The sequence below is a fragment of the Stutzerimonas kirkiae genome (genome assembly GCF_004327335.1).
Classification (GTDB): domain Bacteria; phylum Pseudomonadota; class Gammaproteobacteria; order Pseudomonadales; family Pseudomonadaceae; genus Stutzerimonas; species Stutzerimonas kirkiae.
The window spans coordinates 37395-57526 of the sequence record NZ_QJUO01000015.1; the positions used below are offsets into that span (position 1 = coordinate 37395).

Consider the following 20132-nt stretch of genomic DNA (forward strand, 5'->3'; position numbering starts at 1 on the left):
CGTACGATCGCACCCCGCTCAACCTTCAAGGAATCGAACGATGAAAAAGATCTTTGCGGCCCTCGCCGTAGCCGTTGCATTCAATGCCCAGGCGGCGGAAACCGTGACCGTCGCGGCCACCGCCGTGCCCCATGCGGAAATCCTCGAGTTCATCAAGCCGGCGCTGGCCGAGCAGGGCGTCGACCTGCAGGTGAAAGTCTTCACCGACTACGTGCAGCCCAACGTGCAGGTGTCCGAGAAGCGCCTGGACGCCAACTACTTCCAGCACCAGCCCTACCTGGATGAGTTCAACCGTACGCGCAACACCGGGCTGGTCAGCGTCACCGGCGTGCATGTCGAGCCGTTCGGCGCTTATTCCACCAAGCACAAGAGCCTCGATGCGCTGCCTGACGGTGCCAGCGTTGCGATCCCCAACGATGCCACCAACGGCGGTCGCGCCCTGCTGCTGTTGCAGAAGGCCGGCCTGATCACCCTGAAGCCGGAAGCCGGCATCACCGCCACGCCCCGGGACATCGCGGAAAACCCGAAAGGCCTGAAGATCCGCGAACTGGAAGCCGCCACCCTGCCGCGTGTGGTGAACCAGGTGGACCTGGCGCTGATCAACACCAACTATGCGCTGGAAGCCAAGCTCAATCCGACCGAGGATGCGCTGATCCTCGAAGGCAGCGACTCGCCCTATGTCAACATCCTGGTGGCGCGCCCGGACAACAAGGACTCCGAAGCCCTGCAGAAAGTCGCCAAGGCGCTGCACAGCGATGCGCTGGTGCAGTTCATCGAAGAGAAGTACAAAGGTTCGGTGGTGCCGGTGCAGTAAGCCGCTGCGCGTAGGTCAGGCTCTACGGGCCAGCCTGGGAGCCCGCGTTCATCGCGGGCTTTTGCTATCCGCTGTTCAGGTGGGCCGTCCGCAGGGCTGCGGCTCAACCCACCCTTGCGGTCCATTCGGCGAACACCTGCTCCAGCGAATCGACGGACAGGATCCGCTCGGCCCAGCGCACCTGCTCGGTCTCGCTGGCCGTTACCAGGCGTTGCTCGATCGCCACGGGCAGGGCACCGAACTTGAGTTGCAGCAATTGGCGCAGGATATCGCTGCGGCCTTCTCGTTTGCCCTTTGCTTCAGTTGCCCCCATGACGATCGTCTCGTTGAGCAAGGCGCGCTCACGGACGAAAGCCAGGTAACGGGCCTGTTCGTCGTCGGACAGCGCCTGCAACTGCTGGCGGGCCTTGCGGATGGCGGGGCGTTCGATCTCTTGCATGACACTTTCCTCCTGCCAGTGCTTGAGGTACGCGATCCAGTCTGCCACAGCACCCCCGCTTGGGAATGAAGGCGGTCGGCCTTGGGCAGTTCGAGCAGGTGGAGTTGCAGGCGGCGGTCGCGCAGTTCGAACTGCCAGAAGGCCTGCTCGTCGTCGAACAGGTCGAAGTCCATCAGGTGAATGCCGATCACCGGTTGCAACTGGTTGTAGTCATCCCCCGGCTTTAGCTGGCGGCTCAGGTTGCGTGCCAGGTAATAAACGGTGCGTGATGGCCAGCCCTGGTGATTACGCGCCTGCATCTCGATATTGAACAGTTGCCCGTTCACATCGCGGGCAAGGGTATCGAGGACGATGAATTTGCCGGTCAGATCCTCAGGCAGGATCTGCGGGTTGAGTACCTGCAGCTCGACGATGGGTGGTTCGTCGCTGCGCACGGCATTGATCAGGTCGGCCAGCAGGTCAGGGGCCTCGGCGAACAATCGCTTGAAGACCACATCGAGCTTGGGGTCGAGCAGGGGCAGTCCGGGCATGGTAGACATCCTTGTCGGTGAGGGATGCCGGACTGTATCGATTAGCGTCAGGAAAGACTGTGAAGCAGTCCACGGATCGAGCAAGTCCGCAGGATGGGTCGAGCGAAGCGATAGCCATCGGTTCGCAAGATGATGGGTATCACCTGGCGGTTCAACCCATCCTGCATGCTGTTACCAGTTATAGGTTATGTCGGCGGTCAGGGTCCGGCTTGCACCGTAGTAGCAGTCCAGCGTGCCGCCGCAGTTGGCCACGTATTTCTTGTCGGCGATGTTTTCCAGGTTCAGCTTCACAGCCAATCCCTTGAGCTGCAGTGGGGATTTTTCCAGATCGTAGCGCAACATGGCGTCGTACACGGTGTAGGAGGGAATCTGGAAAGAGCTCGGCTGATAGTCCGAGCCGTAGCTGCTGCGGACGTAACGTACCCCCATGCCGGCGCCCAGACCGGCCAGCGGGGTGGCGTCGAACGTATAGTCGATCCACGTGGAAGCCGTCAGTGGTGCGATCTTGGCCATGTTGCGATCTTCACGACCATCGTTGACGCTACGCCATTTGCTCTGGTTGCGCGACACTGCGGCCAAGGCCCGCAGGTTCTGCGTGACGTTGAGCTTGCCTTCGAGCTCAACGCCGCGGGAGCGTACGGCTCCGCTCTGGGTGCTGAAACCCGGATTGGCCAGATCGTCGGTCAGCATGTTCAGTTGGTCGATCTGATACATCGACAACTGGATGAAACCGTCGATGCCCCTGGGCTCGTACTTGACGCCCACTTCGTATTGCTCACCGGCGGTGGGCTCGAAGGGACTGCCCGCCACATTCGTACCGGTTTGCGGCAGGAACGACTCGGCATAGCTCAGGTAGGGTGTCATACCGTTGCCGAACTGGTATGCCAGGCCCGCCCGGACGGTGAGTTTCTCATCCTCGATGTTGGCGTGGGTGCCGCTCAACGGTACTTTGTTATCGGTCTCGGCGAAGTCATAGCGGCCACCCAGGGTCAGGATCCAGTGGTTCCAGCGCAACTGATCCTGAACGTACAGGCCGGTCTGTCTGATGGTGTTGTCCCAGCGGTAAGGCGAGGTGAAGCTGAACGTGCTGCCATAGACCGGGTTGTACAGGTCGATGGCAGGGCCGCTGCGGTCATACAGGCCGAGGAATTTCGAGTTGAAGTGGTAGTAGTCCACCCCCAGCAGCAGGGTGTGATCCAGTTCACCGGTCTTGAACTTCGCCTGAGCGATGTTATCGATGCCGAAGACCTTGTTGGTCTGTGACCAATCCACCCCAAAACGGGTCTGATAGCTCCTGTCGTTCAGGCCGGTGACGGGATTGGTCGGGAACGAATAGCCGTGCAGTGGCGCGACATAGCGGTCGTCGACGTAGGCATAGCGGGCATTTTGCTTGAGAGTCCAGATGTTGTTGAGCTCATGGACAACCTCATAGCCGACTACGAACTGCTCGCGATCATAAGCGTTCAGGTCCGGCTCTCCGATGTACAGCGAACGGCTGATCCGGCCATTGGTTGTGCTGAAGACCGTGCCATAGGCCGGCAGCCCCTGAGCCTCCGGGGTGTCACGATCCTTCTGATACTGGGCGAACAGAGTGAGGGTGGTGCGGTCGTTGGGTAGCCAGGTCAGGCTCGGCGCCAGCGTCATGCGATTCTGATCGGCATAGTCGATCTGCGAGCCGCTGTCGTTGACCACTCCGGTCAGGCGGTAGAGGAACCGGCCCTGCTCGTCGAGTGGACCGCCGAAGTCGAAGGCACCGTACTTGCGATCCCAACTGCCGCCGCCGATGACGATTTCACGCAGTGGCGTTGCGGTCGGGCGCTTGCTGGCCATGTTGACGATGCCGCCGGGCTGGTTCTGGCCGTACAGTACCGAGGCTGGGCCTTTGAGCACTTCGATACGCTCCAGCAGATATGGATCGATCTGCAGTGCGCCGCCGGTGCTGCCGCCGCCATAAGGCAGGTGTAGGCCGTCGAGGTACAGCGGTGCCGGGGAGAAGCCTCGGGAGGTGGGTTCGTCGAAAATCTTGACGCGATCCGAGAAGCCGCCAAACGTCATGCCGGGAGTGTAACGCAGGGCTTCGGTGACCGATTTGGCGCCGCGCAGCGTGATCTCGTCCCGGGTGATGACGTTGATGGTCTGTGGGATTTCGCTCAAGGCCGCATCTGTCTTGGTTCCCGTGCCGCTACGCCTGGCAACTATCCCATCGACCGGGCCGTAGGCCGACTCGGCATAGTGGGCTGCCCGGCCCGTCACACGGGTCGCATCCAGCTCCACCGGTTCGCTGCCTTGCGCCAGCTTGCGCAGGGTCAGGGTCTTTTCATCGACGAACTGGAAGCCGTATCCACTGCCTTGCAGCAGCCGCTGCAGGGCCTGGCTGGGCGGGTAGTCGCCGTTCAGGGCGTTGCCGTCGAGGCCGGCGACGTCGTCGGAGGTGAACAGGATGCGCAGCCCGGCCTGGTCGGCGAAGCGGGTCAGGGCGCCGTCCAGCGGCTGGGCGGGGATATCGAAGCGCGCCGGCTGTTCCGCCGCCAGGGCGTACAGGGGGCTGGCGCAGCCGAGCAGGGTGGCGAAGGCGATGGCTCGGCGCAATGAACGGGTGGGTTGGTCGTGCATGGTTGGCCCTTTCTGGTGCGGGTTGGCGGTGGCGCGATAAATACGAATACTTCGCGCTTCATGCCTACGACGAAACAGCCTCGCCGACCTTGCCGTGGCGGGTGGAAAATTTTTCCAACGCCGGATCGCCAGGGGTGCGCCAACGATCGAGTGTCGCGGACGGCGGCCTTGCGCCGGGCGCACCAGGGCGATTGGCGCCGCTATTCCTGGTGCATATGGCGCACCCTACTCCTTGGCGACATTTCAGGGCTTCGGGCGGATCAGCGTCAGCAGCGGCAGGCGGGTGATGCGTAGCGGCTGGGTCTGCTCCAGGGTGCGTAGCGCGGCTTGAGGGTCGTCCAGCTCGAACACGCCGCTGATGCGCAGCTCGCGCAATGCGCCGTCGGTGAGGTGGAGCTTGCCGGGCAGGTGGCGTCCCAGTTTGGCCAGCACCTCGCCCAGCGGGCGGCGGTTGAAGATCAGCTTGCCGCGCTGCCAGGCGCTGCTGGCCTGGGCATCCTCCTGGCGCAACGGCCCAGGGGGCTGGCCTGCCTGGTAGGTCACGCCTTGTCCGGCCTCCAGTCGCAATGCCGCCTGCTGGCCGGAGGCCACTTCGACGATCCCTTCGCTCACCACCACGTCGGTTTTCCGGCCTTGCAGGTCCACGTCGAAGCGCGTGCCCACGGCCCGCACGGTGCCGCCCCCTGCATGCACGATAAAGGGCCGGTCGGCGTCCCTGGCCACCTCGAACAGCGCCTCTCCCTTGTAGAGATGGATAGTGCGGCTGCCTGGCGAATAGTCGATGGACACGGCCGAAGCGCTGTTCAGCCAGAGCTGGCTACCGTCCTGCAACTGTAGCTGGCGGCGCTCGCCAACGGCGGTGACGTGGTCGGCCCGTAGCGCTGGCAACGGGTCGAGCAGTGTGCCGCCCACTACCAGGATGGCCAGGGATGCCGCCAGGGCGGCGGCGAGCCGGCGGCGAGGTTTGCGGCGTGGCGCCGGGGGCACGAAGTGCCTGGCCGTTTCGGTTTGTGGAATGTCGTCCCACAGTGCCTGGGCGCTCCGGGCCGCTGCCCGGTGGGCATCGCTGCGCTGGCTCCAGTGTTCGAAAGCCTGCCGGTCGGCCACCGAGGCACGACCTGAATGCAGATGCACCAGTCGCTCGATGGCCTGTTCCTCGAGCTGCGCCAGGTCTTGCGTGGAATGCTCGCTCACTGGCTGTCCCTCTGGCGCCGCCAGGCACGGCAATGGCGCATGGCCTGGACGATATATTTACCCACCATGCTCTCGGAGACGCCCAGGCGGGCGGCGATCTGGGCATGGGTCAGCCCTTCCAGCCGATTGAGCAGCAGCGCCAGGCGGGCATTGGCGGGCAACTGGTCGAGCGCCGCATCCAACTGAGCCAGGCTCTGGCCTGCGGCCAGGGTGTCTTCGGGGCCCGAGCCCGGATCATGGATATCCGCCGCTTCCAACTCCTCGGCATGCAGGCTGGCCAGGCGCCGTACCCGGCGCAGGTGGTCGATGGCCAGGTTGCCGGCAACGCGGAAGACAAAGGCGCGCGGCTCGTCGATCGGCAGGCCGGGCTGCAGCCTGGCCAGGCGCAGGTAGGCATCCTGGGCGACATCCGCCGCACACTCCACATCGCCCAGGCGGCGGGCGAGGAAGCGCAGGAGATCATCGTAATGCTCCTGGAAGCTTGCCAGCAGATCGGCTGAGTCGCTACGGGACATGATCCTGCCTTGTCGTGCCTGCCCGCTCGGGCGATAGGCGCGCAAGACTACATCAATCGAGAAGCGTTATCAGCAGGAGCGGTTACAGGTGTGGTGATCGCGTTATGCACGGTAAAGCGCTGAAAAGAGCGCTGGAAGGCTGGACGAAAGCGCGTGGAAACCGGTGTTTTTCGTCCAGCTTTCCAGCCTCCAGCGCTTTTAATCGAAGGCTTTGTGCCGCTATCTAAAGCTCATATTCCACATCGTCCCGGTCGCTGAGCACCGACAGGTCCAGCGGGCGTATGCTGCCCATCCACATCGGGTAGTCGCGGTGGTCGCGCAGGTCGTTGCCGGTGATCGGGTGGACCAGGATGGTCAGGCCCTGGCGGTTGAGCATCAGCCAGGGGATCACCTGGGCGAACAGTTCGGCGCGCAAGGCCAGTTGGCAGCTCCAGTCGGGGTGCGGCCCGACCGGCTGCTGATGGACGCGGCCCATGCGCAGCGGGAACCGACGCGCCGCTTCCTCGCACAGGCTGCGTGCCTGCTCGAGGCTGTCGGCATCGAAGTAGACATGGGCATGGTAGCCCCGCACACGCACGCTCATGTTCATCCCTCCATCAGTTGCCGGCGCAGCTCGGCCAGTACCGGCGCGCTATCCGGGCGCACGCCGCGCCAGAGCAGGAAGGCCTCGGCGGCCTGGCCGACCAGCATGCCCAGGCCGTCCAGGGTCTTGGCCGCGCCCTGTCCGGCGGCCCAGCGGTTGAACGGTGTCGCTGCCTTGCCGTACATCATGTCGTAGCAGACGCTGTGCCCGGGCCGGATTACCTCGTTGGCGATGGCCGGCAGCTCGCCGCCGAGGCTGGCCGAGGTGCCGTTGATGATCAGCTCGAACGGCGCTCGCAGCTCATCGAAACCGCTGGCCGACACCTCGCCCAGCGCGGCGAAGGCCTCGGCCAGTTGCTCGGCCCTGGCTCGGGTGCGGTTGGCGATCACCAGCCGTGCCGGGCGCTGCGCCAGCAAGGGCTCCAGCACGCCGCGCACCGCGCCGCCGGCGCCGAGCAGCAGGATGCTGCGGCCCTCGATGGCGACCCGGTTATCCAGCAGGTCGGCGACCAGTCCGGCGCCATCGGTGTTGTCGCCGAGCAGGCTGCCGTCGTCGAGTTGCTTCAGGGTGTTCACCGCGCCGGCACGGCGGGCGCGTTCGCTCAACTGGTCGGCCAGGCGATAGGCCTGCTCCTTGAACGGCACCGTGACGTTGGCGCCCCGGCCCTGGCGGAAGAAATCGCGGGCGAAGCCTTCGAAGTCGTCCAGCGGCGCCAGCAGCGCCTCGTAGCTGAGCGCCTGGCCGGTCTGCTCGGCGAACAAACGGTGGATCTGCGGGGACTTGCTGTGGCCGATGGGGTTGCCGAAGACGCCGTAACGATCCATCACCGGTTCGCCTCGCCGAGCCAGTCGCGCTCCTGCAGGAAGTACTCGGTCAGCCGCGCCTCGGGCGTGCCCGGCTGCGCCTTCCAGTCGTAGCCCCAGCGCACGACGGGCGGCAGCGACATCAGGATGGACTCGGTGCGCCCGCCCGATTGCAGGCCGAACAGCGTGCCACGGTCGTAGACCAGGTTGTATTCCACGTAGCGCCCACGGCGGAACGCCTGGAACTCGCGCTGCGCCTCGCTGAACGGCGTGCCCTTGCGCCGCTGGACGATCGGCAGGTAGGCGGCCAGGTAGGCGTCGCCGATGGCGCGCAGGAAGGCGAAGCTGGTGTCGAAGTCCCACTGGTTGAGGTCGTCGAAGAACAGCCCGCCGACCCCGCGCGGCTCGTTGCGGTGCCTGAGGTGGAAGTAGCGGTCGCACCATTCCTTGAAGCGCGGATAGACCTCGGCGCCGAAGGGCGCACAGGCATCGCGGGCGACCTGGTGCCAGTGCACGCAGTCTTCCTCGACGCCGTAGTAGGGGGTCAGGTCGAAGCCACCGCCGAACCACCAGGCCGGCTCCTCGCCTTCCTTCTCGGCGCTGAAGAAGCGCACGTTGGCGTGGGAGGTGGGTACGTGCGGGTTCTCCGGGTGGATCACCAGCGACACGCCGAGCGCCTGGAAGCCGCGCCCGGCCAGTTCTGGCCGGTGGGCGCTGGCCGAAGGCGGCAGGCCGGTACCGAACACATGGGAGAAGTTCACCCCGCCTTTCTCGATCAGCGCGCCGTTCTCGATCACCCGGGTCCGCCCGCCGCCACCGCCCGGGCGCTGCCAGGCATCCTCGATGAAGCGCGCGTGGCCATCCTCGGCTTCCAGGGCGGCACAGATGCGGTCCTGCAGGTCGAGCAGGTAGGTCTTGATGGATTCGATACGGTCGTTCACTCAGGTCACCTTGGTCGGCAGGCGGGTGCGATTTTCAGGCGGCAAGCATAACATCCGGGTTCGTTTCGCCGGCCTGGCCGGGCCAAGAGCCGACAAAAGCGCTGGAAGCTGGACGAAAAGCTGTTCGTGTTTTCCCCATAACCAAGGCAGCTACGTTCAGCTGTCCAGCCAGCGCTTTTGTCGGCTCTTGGGGTAATAGGCTAGCGATGGGTATCTTGGCTATGCTCCTCGGCCCATCCTGCGGGAACATTCTTGATAAGGAGTCGATATGGCAACGCGTATCCAGTTCAGCCGGCATGGCGGTCCCGAGGTGCTCGAACAGGTCGATGTGGAGCCGCTGGCGCCCGCGCCGGGGGAGGTGCTGGTGCGCAACCATGCGGTCGGCCTCAATTTCATCGACACCTATTTCCGTGACGGCCTGTATACGCCGCCCAGCCTGCCGTCGGGTCTGGGGACAGAAGGTGCCGGGGTGATCGAGGCGATCGGTGAGGGTGTCAGCGGCTGGCAACCCGGCGACCGTGTCGCTTATGCCACCGGCCCGCTGGGCGCCTATGCCGAGTACCATAACCTGCCGGCGCGGCATTTGGTCCGGCTACCCGAGGCTATCGGTTTCGAACAGGCGGCGGCGGTGCTGCTCAAGGGCCTCACCGTGCAATACCTGTTGCGCCAGACCCATCGGCTGGAGGCCGGCCAGACCGTACTCTTCCATGCCGCCGCCGGTGGCGTCGGCTCTATCGCCTGCCAGTGGGCGAGGGCGCTCGGGGCTCGGTTGATTGGTGTGGTCGGTTCGGCGGAAAAGGCCGAGCGAGCGCAGGCGCTGGGTGCCTGGGCGACCATCGACAGCAGCCGCGAGGACGTGGTGCAACGCGTGCTGGAGCTGACCGAAGGGCGCAAATGCCCGGTGGTCTACGACTCGGTGGGCAAGAACACCTGGGAAACCTCGCTGGATTGCGTGGCGCCGCGCGGGCTGCTGGTCAGCTTCGGCAATGCCTCGGGGGCGGTCACCGGTGTCAACCTCGGCATCCTGGCGCAGAAGGGCTCGCTGTTCGTCACCCGACCGACCCTGGCCAGCTACGCCGACAGCCCCGCGCGCCTGCAAGGAATGGCTGACGAACTGTTCGAGCTGATCGCCAGCGGCGCCATCGAAGTCGAGATCGGCCAGCGTTTCGCCCTGGCCGAGGCCGCCGAGGCCCAGCGCCGCCTGGCGGCACGGCAGACCACCAGCTCGACGGTGTTGTTGCCGTAGCCCCAGCAGGCGCGGCCCTGGTCAAGGCCAGGGCCCTCCATGCCAAAGGCTTCGATAAACGCGCTGGAGCCTGGACGAAAAGCCGTTCGTATCCTGCACGAAACCAGGACTTCTACGTCCACCTGTCCAGCCTTCAGCGTTTTTGTCGGCCCCTTGAATGCAGAGCGCATAAGGCTGTTGCACTTTCCGGCTGTTTGGGGGACTTTTATCAGGCAATTAACTAATAGAGGGATTTTTTATGTCTAATAGTCATATCTATAGAAAAATCGAGATCGTCGGTTCTTCACCCAACAGTGTCGATGAGGCGATCCAGAACGCTATTACCGAAGCCAGCCGTACCCAGCAGAACCTCGACTGGTTCGAGGTCGGGGAAATCCGCGGTCATATCGAGAATGGCCAGGTCGCGCATTTCCAGGTCACCGTGAAGATCGGCTTTCGCCTGAGCGATGCTTGAGTTCACGGCGACGGCAAATCCCGGACTGCCTGGCGGCAGTCCCTCTCCCCGACCCTCTCCCGCGAGGGGCTACTGTATGCACGCCTCTTCGCCCCTCGGGATCAGCGCTCCTGGCATCCGCACAGCCACTTTCGGCGGCGCCTGTGGGATTCAAGAGCCAGGTCTTTCCACCTCTCCATTCCGAAGTGTTCTCAACCCATCCTACGAATTCACTCAGGATTTGAACGAACACTGGCTTCGACAGCATGAGCAATGAAGGAGCCTGGCCTTTCCACGTGTTTATGCGACTGGGTGGGAAATTCCGCTGCCGGCTGGGTCAAGCCTATGGCCCGGGTGTGGCGCACTACGGCTCCCTTCTCCCCTTGCGGACTACGGTATGCACACCTCTTCGTGCTTACCGCCGCAGCCCGGCGATGATCTCGAAGGCGCGGTGGCGGTCGGTGGTTTCATAGAAGTCGCAGGTGAAGATCAACTCGTCGGCGCCGGTCTGCTCCAGCAGTATCTCCAGGCGCGCACGGATCTTCTCCGGGCCGCCGATCAATGCCATGCCGAGGAAGCCACCCACCGCATCCTGCTCATGGGGCAGCCACAGGCCCTGCATGCTTTTCACCGGCGGGCGCAGCAGCAGGCTCTGCCCGCGTACCAGCGCGAGGATGCGCTGGTACGCGGAGGTGGCCAGGTATTCGGCGCGTTCGTCGCTGTCGGCGGCCAGCAGCGGTACGCCAAGCATCACGTAGGGCTTGTCCAGCACGGCGGAAGGCTGGAAGTTCTCCCGGTACAGGCGGATCGCGTCATGCATGAAGCGTGGCGCGAAGTGCGAGGCGAAGGCATAGGGCAGGCCCTTGGCCGCCGCCAGTTGCGCGCTGAACAGGCTTGAACCCAGCAGCCAGATCGGCACCTGGCTGCCGACGCCGGGCATGGCGATCACCTGTTGCTGTGCCTGGCGCGGCCCGAGCAGCGCCTGCAGTTCCTCGACATCCGCCGGAAAATCATCGGCGCTGCCCAGACGGTCGCGGCGCAGGGCGCGGGCGGTGAACTGGTCGGTGCCCGGCGCGCGCCCCAGGCCCAGGTCGATGCGTCCCGGATACAGCGCCTCCAGGGTGCCGAACTGCTCGGCGATCACCAGCGGCGCATGGTTGGGCAGCATGATGCCGCCCGAACCGAGGCGGATACGCTCGGTGCCAGCGGCCAGGTAGCCGATCAGCACGGCGGTGGCCGAGCTGGCGATGCCGTCCATATTGTGGTGTTCCGCCACCCACAGGCGTTCGAAGCCGAGCGCCTCGACGTGCCGCGCCAGGGCCAGGGCATTGTGCAGGGCCTGGCGCGCATTGCCGTCATCGCGTACCGGCGCCAGTTCCAGCGCCGAAAAGCGGACCTGTTCGAGACTGCTCATGCTCTCCTCCTCGGAAGATTTTGCGGGTGCGCCGTGCGCAGCGCTTTCTCCTGCGGGTGCGTATGGCCTAGATGCAGCGGGTGGCCTCGGCTCTTGCCAGCGTCTTGCCTTGTTCGTCACGCAGCCAGCCCTGTGGCTGGAAGCCGAGCGAGCGGGCTTCGAACACATAGCGCTGGCCCGCCTGGAATGCGTCGTAGCGTACCAGCAGTGTGCAGCGCAGGTGCTGGCTGTCGCCGAACAGGCCCGTGCCGCCGCCGCTGATTTCGAAATCGTAGCGGGCTTCCAGGCGGTGGGCGCCGGGCGTGACCTGGAAATAACGGCCATCGGCCGTGCGCACGCCGTCCAGCCGGTCGGCCATGAAGATATCCGAGACCTGGCCGCGCAACTCGACCCAGGCCATGGCGGGATCGGCCTCGGGCAGCGGGCTGGCACAAGCGCTCAGCAGCAGGCAGGCGAGCAAGGCACGCAACATGGTTTACCCTCGCAGGGCGTTTTCCGTCGGACCGACACAATGCCATATTTGCTGCCATATCCGTCCATTACCCTGGCACGCCCCCCAGGGCGAGCGCGCTATGCCGTTAGCGCTTCGATAAAGGCGCGGGAACGCTGGAGGCGGAACGAAAGAACCTGGCCTTCCGCGTTTTTCGTTCGGTTTTCCTGCCTCCAGCGCTCTTTTCGACGCGTTACCGCGTATAGCGCAATCCTCCTGGCGCCGATCCTGCTGGCCGGCTGCTCCAGCTATTACGGCCAGCTCGCCACGGGGCAGCTCGAGCTGCTGCGCCAGCGCCAGCCGGTCGCCGCGCTGGTGGACGACCCGGGTACCGCCCCGGCGTTGCGCGAACGCCTGGCCAATGCGCAAGAGGCACGCCGCTTCGCCAGCGAGCGGCTGGCACTGCCGGACAACGGCAGCTACCGCCAGTACGCCGACCTCGGTCGGCCCTATGTGGTGTGGAACCTGTTCGCCACCCCGGAGTTCTCGGTGGAGCCGCTGACGCGCTGCTTTCCGATCGCCGGTTGCGTCGCCTACCAGGGCTACTACCGCCAGGGTGCGGCGCGTGGCCAGGCCGCGGTCCTGCGGCGACAGGGCTTCGATACCCATGTGGCCGGGGTCGAGGCCTATTCGACCCTGGGCTGGTTCGACGACCCGCTGCTCAACACCATGCTGCGGCGCAACGACGAGCAACTGGCCGGGCTGATCTTCCACGAGTTGGCGCACCAGCGCCTGTACGTCCGTGACGACACCACCTTCAACGAATCCTATGCCAGCTTCGTCGAGCGCCAGGGGCTGCGCGAATGGCGGCGGCAACAAGGGCTGCCGGAGCATGGCCAGCCCGCACGCGAGGCCTACCGCGAGGTGGTCGAGCTGCTGCTGGACAGCCGCGAACGCCTGCGTGCGCTCTATGCGCAGCCCCATGACGAAGCCGTCATGCGCCGCTTGAAACAGGCCGAATTCGACCGCCTGCGCACCGCCTATCGGCTGTTGCGCGAGCGGCCGGGGCAGCCGCCGCTGCCGGGATTCGAGCGCTGGTTCCAGCAGCCGCTGAACAATGCCACGCTGCTGCCCTTCGGTCTTTATGATCGCTGGGTGGCGGCGTTCTCCCGACTGTTCGAGCAGTCGCAGGGTGATTGGCAGGAATTTCACCAACGGGTTGAATCCCTGGCGGCAATGCCACTCGAACAAAGGAACGGGCGGCTACAGGAACTGCTCGATAGCGACCTGCAAGGAGAAATACCATGAAACGCTGGACATTCGGCCTGCTGCTCAGCCTGGCCACTACTTGTGTTTTCGCGGCGCCCAAGCCCTGCGAGGAACTCAAAGAGGAAATCGAAGCGAAGATCCAGGCCAACGGCGTACCCAGCTACACCCTGGAAATCGTCGACAACGATGAAGTCGGCGACCAGGGCATGGTGGTCGGCAGTTGCGACGGCGGTACGCGCAAGATCATCTACCAGCGCAACGATTGAAGGCTGTAACGGCCAATGCTATGGGCGCATTCTGTTTGCCGAGCGGTTGGACGATATCCTCTCCGGTACGGGAGAGCCGCATGGGCAATATGGAAGGGAGTCGCTGTGGGCTACACGCAGCAATCGGCGGATGGATCGGCGATCCTCTCGATGACTGTACTTCACTGAAACCATGAGGTTTCGTGGAGCCCATAGAACCCCAGTTGCTACTGACGGAAGTGAAGCCGGAACAGCCTGTTCCGGCTGATGGGGGAATATTTCCGGGCCTTCTTTCTCCACCGGGCAGGTGCCCGAGCCACGCTACTGCGGCGAATACCTTCGCTGTATCGGCGGGGTTATGGTCCCCTGCTGGGGTCATCGCTGTAATTGTCTGTACCGATCGGTATAGTCTACCTTGTCATCGGATATCCGGGAGTATCGTGCCCGGGCGTTACTCCAACGCTCGGAGGTCTGGCCGCGGCCGCTTCCGGAGGTTATGCCCCTGGCGCTTTCCCGGCTTTCTCTCCGCTTCTACAGGAGACTTCAATGAGATTTCCACCGAGTTGTTTCCCTTCGCGCTCCACGTCCACTGTACGGTTGTATTCCCCTGCCGTGTCCCATGGCGGACGGCTGTTGGCCGGCCTGCTGGTGGCGCTGGCGGCAGTTACTGCCACGGCCCCGGTCAGCGCACAATCCCCTGGCCCGACGGCCAGCCCGCAGGCCCTGACGCTGGCTCGCGCCGATATCGCCCAGGCCGGAGCACAGCGTGCGATTGCCGCGGCACTGGCGGAGGCCGAGAAGAATGGCTGGGTCATCGCCGTGGCCGTGGTTGATTCGGGCGGGGAACTGGTGGCTTTCCACAAGGCCGATGGCGCCATCGGCATCAGCCCTTCAGTGGCGATTGGCAAGGCCCGTACAGCGGCGTTGCTACGCCAGCCTTCGAAGAACTTCGAGGATTACATCAATGATGGACGCCCCAGTTTCCTGTCGACACCGGGGACGACACCTCTGGAGGGTGGAATTCCCATCATCGTCGATGGGCAGGTTGTGGGTGCTGTCGGTGTGAGTGGCGCACATGGTCCCAACGATTCACAAGTGGCTCAGGCTGGTGTGGGTGCCGTGCGCTGACATGGGGTGAAACGTCAGGCCGCCTTGCCGGTAATGGTCACCCGACAGCGGCCGCGGTGCCGAATACTGCCCCGCAGGCGGCGTTGCGGCATGGCGAGGGTCCGCTCGGTATCGTCCAGCGGGGTAGGCCCGGTAATGCGCAACTTCGCGATGGCGGAATCGTAGCGCCGACGGGTCGTGATACTCGGGCGAGGTGCTCTTCGATGACCGCGCCCTTTGGTGCGCGCGGCAGTGCTATGGCCCGCTGCGATATTTCTGCCGAAGCTGGCTGGGATGGAATGCGATAACCTTGTCCAGCCCTTCGACAATGACAAGAGCCGGGCTTCCATGACCACTCCCCTGAAAACCTCGCAATGCCTGTCGCTGACGGCGCTGGCCATGCTCGCATTCGCCGGCAACTCCCTGTTGTGCCGGGCCGCCCTGGACACCACCTCGATAGATGCCGCGACTTTCACCCTGGTACGCTTGCTGGCCGGGGCGCTGATGCTCGAAGCCATTCTGCGGCTGGGCCGCAAGGCACGGCCCGCAGGGGCTGGCGACTGGCGCTCGGCGCTGGCGCTGTTCGCCTATGCCGCGGGGTTTTCCTGGGCCTATATCGGGCTTGCCACCGCGACCGGGGCCCTGTTGCTGTTCGGCGCGGTACAACTGAGCATGGTCGGCTGGGCGATATGGCGCGGGGAGCGGCTGCGGGCCTGGCAGTGGGGCGGCTTCGCGCTGGCTGTCGCCGGGCTGGTGATCATGCTGCTGCCGGGCATCGAGGCGCCATCCTGGCAGGATGCTTCCCTGATGCTGCTGGCGGGCGTGGCCTGGGCGGTCTATTCGGTCCGTGGCCGTTCTCAGCCGGCACCGTTGGTGGCCACGACGCGCAATTTCTGGCGCGCCGGACTGCTGGCTGCGCTGATGTGCCTGCCTTTCGTATCCCGCCTGACACTGGACACGACCGGGCTGGTCTACGCGGTGCTGGCGGGCGCATTGGCATCCGGCGTGGGCTATACGATCTGGTATGGCGTCATGCAGCAACTGAGCACGGCCAGCGCGGCCAGCGTGCAATTGAGCGTGCCGGTCATCAGTGCACTGGGGGCGGTGGGGTTGCTGGATGAGGCGCTGACCGCGCGTCTGCTGCTGAGCTCGCTGGCGATCCTGGGGGGTGTGGCGCTGGTGATCCTGGCCGGGCGCCACAGCATTCCGGTCATAAGGTGAGGGGCTGGCAGTTCAGTTTCCGTTCAGCATCGCTACCTATCCTGGCTTCATGTTCTCTCATGCAATGGAGCCCCCTATGAAAAACACCGCATTTGCCCTGCTGCTGGCCCCGCTTCTTTCCCTGAATGCACTGGCCGCTGGCTACACCGGGCCGGGTAGCCAGTTGATCGATACGGTTGGCGCCGCGCTCGAAGCCGGTGACGAAAGCGCCGTGGTCCTGCAGGGGCGTATCGTCAAACGCGTCAAGGATGAGAAATACGATTTCACCGATGCCACCGGCACTATCCGTGTCGAGATCGACGATGAAGACTGGCCGGCAGTCGCTATCAATGAAAATACCGTTGTCAGGCTGAGCGGCGAGGTCGACCGGGACCTGTTCGGGCGGGAGATCGATGTCGATCGTATCGAGGTGATCAATCGGTAAGTTCCCGGGGCATGCGCTCAACGCCATGTCTTCCAGGGTTGTTCACTACAAATAGCGGATGATTGCCGGCCCCCGGGCGAGTGCCTTGCTTCCGGCGGAAGTTGATGCTGCGTCCGCTTCAAGCCCCTTCTCACAAAGGCCGGGTTCGTTTGCTCCTGCGAACGGACCCGGCCTTTGCTTTTGCCTGCCTCGCGCTTTGCCTTCCCGGTCTCTGGAGATCGGGCGCCAGGCCTCACTACCAAAGGATAGTGGTCGTGCGCGTCTTAAGTTGCATAGCTCTGCATCCAAGGCAGTCTGGTCATGAATTGAAAGTCTGTGTATGACTATAAATATCTTTGTCGTTCACATTGAAAACAATTGATGATAAATCGTTCGGCATGCAAAATGCCGCGCCCCCGCCTTCCCATGCCTGTCCAGGCGGCCTGGCCGCTCCGCGAGCCGGGGCTGGGACGTGGGTGAACGAAACAGCCGATCCACGCAGGAGAACAAGAAACATGCACATCGGTGTACCTCTTGAAAGCCATGCCGGTGAGACCAGGGTTGCCGCAACCCCGGAAACCGTCAAAAAGCTGATTGCCCAGGGGCATCAGGTCACCGTGCAGCAAGGTGCGGGTGTCGCAGCCAGCGTTCCCGACCGGGACTACGAGGCCGCTGGCGCTCGTATCACGGGTGCCGCCGAAGCCTTTGCCGCCGAACTGGTGCTGAAAGTGCTGGCGCCGAGTGCGGAAGAACTGGTGCACATGAGCCCCGGCAGCGTGCTGGTCGGCATGCTCGATCCCTTCGACGACGCCAACCTGGCGCGCATGACTGAGCGGGGTGTCAGCGCCTTCGCACTGGAGGCGGCACCGCGTACCTCGCGGGCACAGAGCCTGGACGTGCTCTCGTCCCAGGCCAATATCGCCGGCTACAAGGCGGTGATGCTGGCTGCCGACCACTATCCGCGTTTCATGCCGATGCTGATGACCGCCGCCGGTACGGTGAAGGCGGCGCGTGTGCTGGTGCTCGGCGCCGGGGTTGCCGGCCTGCAGGCGATTGCCACGGCGCGCCGCCTGGGCGCGGTGATCGAGGCGTCCGATGTGCGGCCGGCGGTGAAGGAGCAGATCGAATCACTGGGGGCGAAGTTCGTCGAGGTGCCGTTCGAGACCGACGAGGAGCGCGAATGCGCCGAGGGCGTCGGTGGCTATGCCCGGCCGATGCCGGCCTCCTGGATGGCGCGCCAGGCCAGTGCCGTGCACGAGCGGGCGAAGCAGGCCGATATCGTCATCACCACGGCGCTGATCCCGGGGCGCCAGGCGCCGACGCTGCTGGGCGAAGATACGGTGGCGCAGATGAAGTCCGGCTCGGTGATCGTCGACCTGGCCGCCGCGAAGGGTGGCAACTGTCCGCTCACCGAACTGGACCGGGTGGTGGTGCGCTACGGCGTGACGCTGGTCGGCCACGGCAACCTGCCGGCGCTGGTGGCGGCGGACGCCTCGGCGCTGTATGCGCGCAACCTGCTGGACTTCCTGAAGCTGGTCATCGACGAGGATGGCCAGCTCCATATCGATCTCGAAGACGACATCGTCGCGGCCTGCCTGATGTGCCGCGACGGTCGGGTCGTGCGCAAGAACGCCTGAGGAGCACAAGACATGGACCTGATTTCGGACGGTATCTACAACCTGATCATCTTCGTGCTGGCGATCTACGTCGGCTACCACGTGGTCTGGAACGTCACGCCGGCGCTGCATACGCCACTGATGGCGGTGACCAACGCGATTTCCGCGATCGTCATCGTCGGCGCCATGCTGGCCGCCGCGCTGACCGTCACCCCGCTGGGCAAGGCCATGGGCACCCTGGCCGTGGCGCTGGCGGCGGTGAACGTGTTCGGTGGTTTCCTGGTGACCCGGCGCATGCTGGAGATGTTCAAGAAGAAGGCCGCGAAGGCCCCGGCGGAGAAGCAATGACATGAGCATGAACCTGATCACCCTGCTCTACCTGAGTGCCTCGGTGTGCTTCATCCAGGCCCTCAAGGGGCTTTCGCACCCGACCACGTCGCGCCGTGGCAACGCCTTCGGCATGCTCGGCATGGGCATCGCCGTACTGACCACCGTCGGGCTCATCTTCATGCTCGGAGCGGAGCTGGCGACGAGCGGCATCGCCTATGTCGTCGTCGCCCTGCTGGTCGGCGGCAGCCTCGGCACGCTGATGGCGCGTCGGGTGGAAATGACCAGGATGCCCGAGCTGGTCGCCTTCATGCACAGCATGATCGGCCTGGCGGCGGTCTTCATCGCGGTTGCCGCGGTGCTCGAGCCACAGTCGCTGGGCATCGTCGCCAGTGCCGGCGCGCCGATTCCAGCCGGCAACCGCCTGGAGCTGTTCCTCGGCGCGGCCATCGGCGCGATCACCTTCTCCGGTTCGGTGATCGCCTTCGGCAAGCTGGCGGGCGGCTCTTTTTTCGGACGGAAGTTCCGCCTGTTCCAGGGCGCGCCGGTACAGTTCGCCGGCCAGCATGTGTTCAACCTGCTGGTCGGGCTGGCGATCGTCGCCCTGGGGCTGGCCTATACCCTGAGCGGCGATGTCACGGCCTTCGCCGTGCTGGTGCTGCTGGCGTTCATCATCGGTGTGCTGATCATCATCCCCATCGGCGGCGCCGACATGCCGGTGGTGGTGTCGATGCTCAACAGCTATTCCGGCTGGGCGGCGGCGGGGATCGGCTTCTCGCTGAACAACTCGATGCTGATCGTCGCCGGCTCGCTGGTCGGCTCCAGCGGCGCGATTCTCTCCTACATCATGTGCAAGGCGATGAACCGCTCGTTCTTCAACGTCATCCTGGGTGGCTTCGGTGGCGCGGCGGATACCGGGCCGGCGCTGGCGGGCCAGGAGCAGCGCCCGGTCCGGTCCGGCTCGTCGGACGATGCGGCCTTCCTGCTGGGCAATGCCGACAGTGTGATCATCGTGCCCGGCTACGGCCTGGCGGTGGCGCGCGCCCAGCATGCGCTGATGGAACTGGCGGAGAAGCTGGGCCAGCGTGGCATCAGCGTGAAATACGCCATCCACCCGGTGGCCGGGCGTATGCCGGGGCATATGAACGTGCTGCTGGCCGAGGCCGAGGTGCCCTACGAGCAGGTGTTCGAGATGGACGAGATCAATGCCGAGTTCGGCCAGGCCGACGTGGTGCTGGTGCTCGGCGCCAACGACGTGGTCAATCCGGCGGCGAAGAACGACCCCACCTCGGCGATCGCCGGCATGCCGATCCTCGAGGCGTACAAGGCCAGGACCATCATCGTCAACAAGCGCTCCATGGCCAGCGGCTATGCCGGCCTGGACAACGAACTGTTCTACATGGACAAGACCATGATGGTGTTCGGCGACGCCAAGAAAGTGCTGGAAGACATGGTCAAGGCGGTCGACTGATCGCCCTCGCCCATCCTTGCCGCCGCATCCGCACGGGTGCGGCGGTATGTTTCCGCGTCTTTCGGTGCGCTTCCCGCGCTTCACAGCCCGTGCTACCGAGCTTATTCTTCGGACTTCGCTACCGGCCGCTTCGGCCGGTCATCGCTCTGGAGTCCAGACATGCGTAATGCCCTGCTTGTTTCCCTGTGCACTTCCACCCTGCTGATGGCGGGCAGTGCCCATGCGGCGAGTGTCACCGCCAGCACCGACCTGGTCCTGGGCGGCCTGACCAACAGCGTCGAAGGCACCTCCGACCTGACCTCATCCATCGGTGACAGCAAGATCGTGCGCGCGGCCCGCGAGGATGCCGCTCACTACGTCGGCAGTGACGGCGCGTTGCGTGGTTCGCACCTGGAAGCCGCCTTGCGGCACATTCGTGGGCAGATGCCTGGCCTGCAGGCCAGCGACCTGCAACTGGCGCAAGCGATCCTGGCACTGTGACGAGGATTCGGCAGCCGGCGCAGGCGGGTTGCCGTTAT

21 protein-coding genes and 1 pseudogene are annotated in these 20132 nt (G+C 64.7%); 12 read left to right on the plus strand and 10 right to left on the minus strand.

Annotation, left to right across the window (positions count from 1 at the left end):
* The first annotated feature begins 40 nt into the window (after nt 1-40).
* The gene (locus tag DNJ95_RS10040) at nt 41-814 is read left to right on the plus strand and encodes a MetQ/NlpA family ABC transporter substrate-binding protein (protein WP_131184591.1); all 774 of its coding nucleotides are present in this window, start codon (nt 41-43) and stop codon (nt 812-814) included.
* 103 nt (nt 815-917) lie between these two features.
* Here the strand turns inward: DNJ95_RS10040 and DNJ95_RS19490 are convergent, their stop codons facing one another.
* The 8 genes and pseudogenes from DNJ95_RS19490 to hemF all read right to left on the minus strand — a co-directional run bounded on the left by DNJ95_RS19490 (nt 918) and on the right by hemF (nt 8432).
* Nucleotides 918-1253 carry a hypothetical protein gene (locus tag DNJ95_RS19490; protein WP_242671941.1) on the minus strand — a complete coding sequence of 112 codons (336 nt, stop codon included), beginning with the start codon at nt 1251-1253 and terminating at the stop codon, nt 918-920.
* A 119-nt stretch (nt 1254-1372) separates the two neighbouring features.
* Nucleotides 1373-1792, minus strand: a pseudogene (locus DNJ95_RS19790) (Rpn family recombination-promoting nuclease/putative transposase); the annotation flags it as partial.
* 162 nt (nt 1793-1954) lie between these two features.
* A complete protein-coding gene (locus tag DNJ95_RS10050; RefSeq protein ID WP_131184592.1) occupies nt 1955-4396 on the minus strand; it encodes a TonB-dependent siderophore receptor in 2442 nt (813 codons plus the stop codon).
* Between the two features lie 243 nt (nt 4397-4639).
* Nucleotides 4640-5590, minus strand: a complete 951-nt coding sequence (locus tag DNJ95_RS10055; protein ID WP_131184593.1) for a FecR family protein — start codon at nt 5588-5590, stop codon at nt 4640-4642.
* Nucleotides 5587-6105 carry a sigma-70 family RNA polymerase sigma factor gene (locus DNJ95_RS10060; protein ID WP_131184594.1) on the minus strand — a complete coding sequence of 173 codons (519 nt, stop codon included), beginning with the start codon at nt 6103-6105 and terminating at the stop codon, nt 5587-5589. The genes DNJ95_RS10055 and DNJ95_RS10060 overlap by 4 nt, the downstream gene beginning before the upstream one ends.
* A 223-nt stretch (nt 6106-6328) precedes the next feature.
* Complete coding sequence (locus tag DNJ95_RS10065; protein WP_131184595.1) at nt 6329-6694, minus strand: DOPA 4,5-dioxygenase family protein; 366 nt, start codon at nt 6692-6694, stop codon at nt 6329-6331.
* On the minus strand, nt 6691-7512 hold the full coding sequence (aroE, locus tag DNJ95_RS10070) for a shikimate dehydrogenase (RefSeq protein ID WP_131184596.1): 822 nt from the start codon (nt 7510-7512) through the stop codon (nt 6691-6693). The genes DNJ95_RS10065 and aroE overlap by 4 nt, the downstream gene beginning before the upstream one ends.
* Complete coding sequence (gene hemF / locus DNJ95_RS10075; RefSeq protein ID WP_131184597.1) at nt 7512-8432, minus strand: oxygen-dependent coproporphyrinogen oxidase; 921 nt, start codon at nt 8430-8432, stop codon at nt 7512-7514. Before hemF ends, aroE begins: the two co-directional genes overlap by 1 nt.
* 268 nt (nt 8433-8700) lie before the next feature.
* Between hemF and DNJ95_RS10080 the strand changes: the two genes are divergently transcribed.
* Complete coding sequence (locus DNJ95_RS10080; RefSeq protein ID WP_131184598.1) at nt 8701-9678, plus strand: NADPH:quinone reductase; 978 nt, start codon at nt 8701-8703, stop codon at nt 9676-9678.
* 238 nt (nt 9679-9916) lie between these two features.
* A complete protein-coding gene (locus DNJ95_RS10085; RefSeq protein WP_131184599.1) occupies nt 9917-10132 on the plus strand; it encodes a dodecin in 216 nt (71 codons plus the stop codon).
* Between the two features lie 394 nt (nt 10133-10526).
* On the opposite strand, the gene DNJ95_RS10090 is transcribed toward DNJ95_RS10085, so the two are convergent.
* Nucleotides 10527-11525: an LLM class flavin-dependent oxidoreductase gene (locus DNJ95_RS10090; protein WP_131184600.1), complete on the minus strand. Its 999-nt coding sequence runs from the start codon at nt 11523-11525 to the stop codon at nt 10527-10529.
* Nucleotides 11526-11592: 67 nt separating this feature from the next.
* Nucleotides 11593-11997 carry a PA0061/PA0062 family lipoprotein gene (locus DNJ95_RS10095; protein ID WP_131184601.1) on the minus strand — a complete coding sequence of 135 codons (405 nt, stop codon included), beginning with the start codon at nt 11995-11997 and terminating at the stop codon, nt 11593-11595.
* A 228-nt stretch (nt 11998-12225) separates the two neighbouring features.
* Between DNJ95_RS10095 and DNJ95_RS10100 the strand changes: the two genes are divergently transcribed.
* The 9 genes from DNJ95_RS10100 (at nt 12226) to DNJ95_RS10140 (ending at nt 20094) form a co-directional block, all read left to right on the plus strand.
* Nucleotides 12226-13263, plus strand: coding sequence for an aminopeptidase (locus tag DNJ95_RS10100; protein WP_242671946.1), 1038 nt, complete (start codon nt 12226-12228; stop codon nt 13261-13263).
* The gene (locus DNJ95_RS10105) at nt 13260-13490 is read left to right on the plus strand and encodes a DUF1161 domain-containing protein (RefSeq protein WP_131184603.1); all 231 of its coding nucleotides are present in this window, start codon (nt 13260-13262) and stop codon (nt 13488-13490) included. Before DNJ95_RS10100 ends, DNJ95_RS10105 begins: the two co-directional genes overlap by 4 nt.
* Before the next feature lie 525 nt (nt 13491-14015).
* Nucleotides 14016-14597 carry a GlcG/HbpS family heme-binding protein gene (locus DNJ95_RS10110; protein WP_131184604.1) on the plus strand — a complete coding sequence of 194 codons (582 nt, stop codon included), beginning with the start codon at nt 14016-14018 and terminating at the stop codon, nt 14595-14597.
* 327 nt (nt 14598-14924) lie between these two features.
* Nucleotides 14925-15797, plus strand: coding sequence for a DMT family transporter (locus tag DNJ95_RS10115; RefSeq protein WP_131184605.1), 873 nt, complete (start codon nt 14925-14927; stop codon nt 15795-15797).
* Between the two features lie 76 nt (nt 15798-15873).
* On the plus strand, nt 15874-16221 hold the full coding sequence (locus tag DNJ95_RS10120) for a YgiW/YdeI family stress tolerance OB fold protein (RefSeq protein WP_131184606.1): 348 nt from the start codon (nt 15874-15876) through the stop codon (nt 16219-16221).
* Nucleotides 16222-16715: 494 nt separating this feature from the next.
* Entirely contained in the window at nt 16716-17837 is a 1122-nt protein-coding gene (locus tag DNJ95_RS10125; protein WP_131184607.1) for a Re/Si-specific NAD(P)(+) transhydrogenase subunit alpha, read from the plus strand.
* A gap of 12 nt (nt 17838-17849) precedes the next feature.
* Nucleotides 17850-18164 (plus strand): NAD(P) transhydrogenase subunit alpha part 2, encoded by a 315-nt coding sequence (locus DNJ95_RS10130; protein WP_131184608.1) that lies wholly within the window; start codon nt 17850-17852, stop codon nt 18162-18164.
* 1 nt (nt 18165) lies between these two features.
* Nucleotides 18166-19614: an NAD(P)(+) transhydrogenase (Re/Si-specific) subunit beta gene (locus DNJ95_RS10135; protein ID WP_131184609.1), complete on the plus strand. Its 1449-nt coding sequence runs from the start codon at nt 18166-18168 to the stop codon at nt 19612-19614.
* Nucleotides 19615-19773: 159 nt separating this feature from the next.
* Nucleotides 19774-20094, plus strand: a complete 321-nt coding sequence (locus tag DNJ95_RS10140; RefSeq protein WP_131184610.1) for a DUF2388 domain-containing protein — start codon at nt 19774-19776, stop codon at nt 20092-20094.
* The last annotated feature ends 38 nt before the right edge of the window (nt 20095-20132 follow it).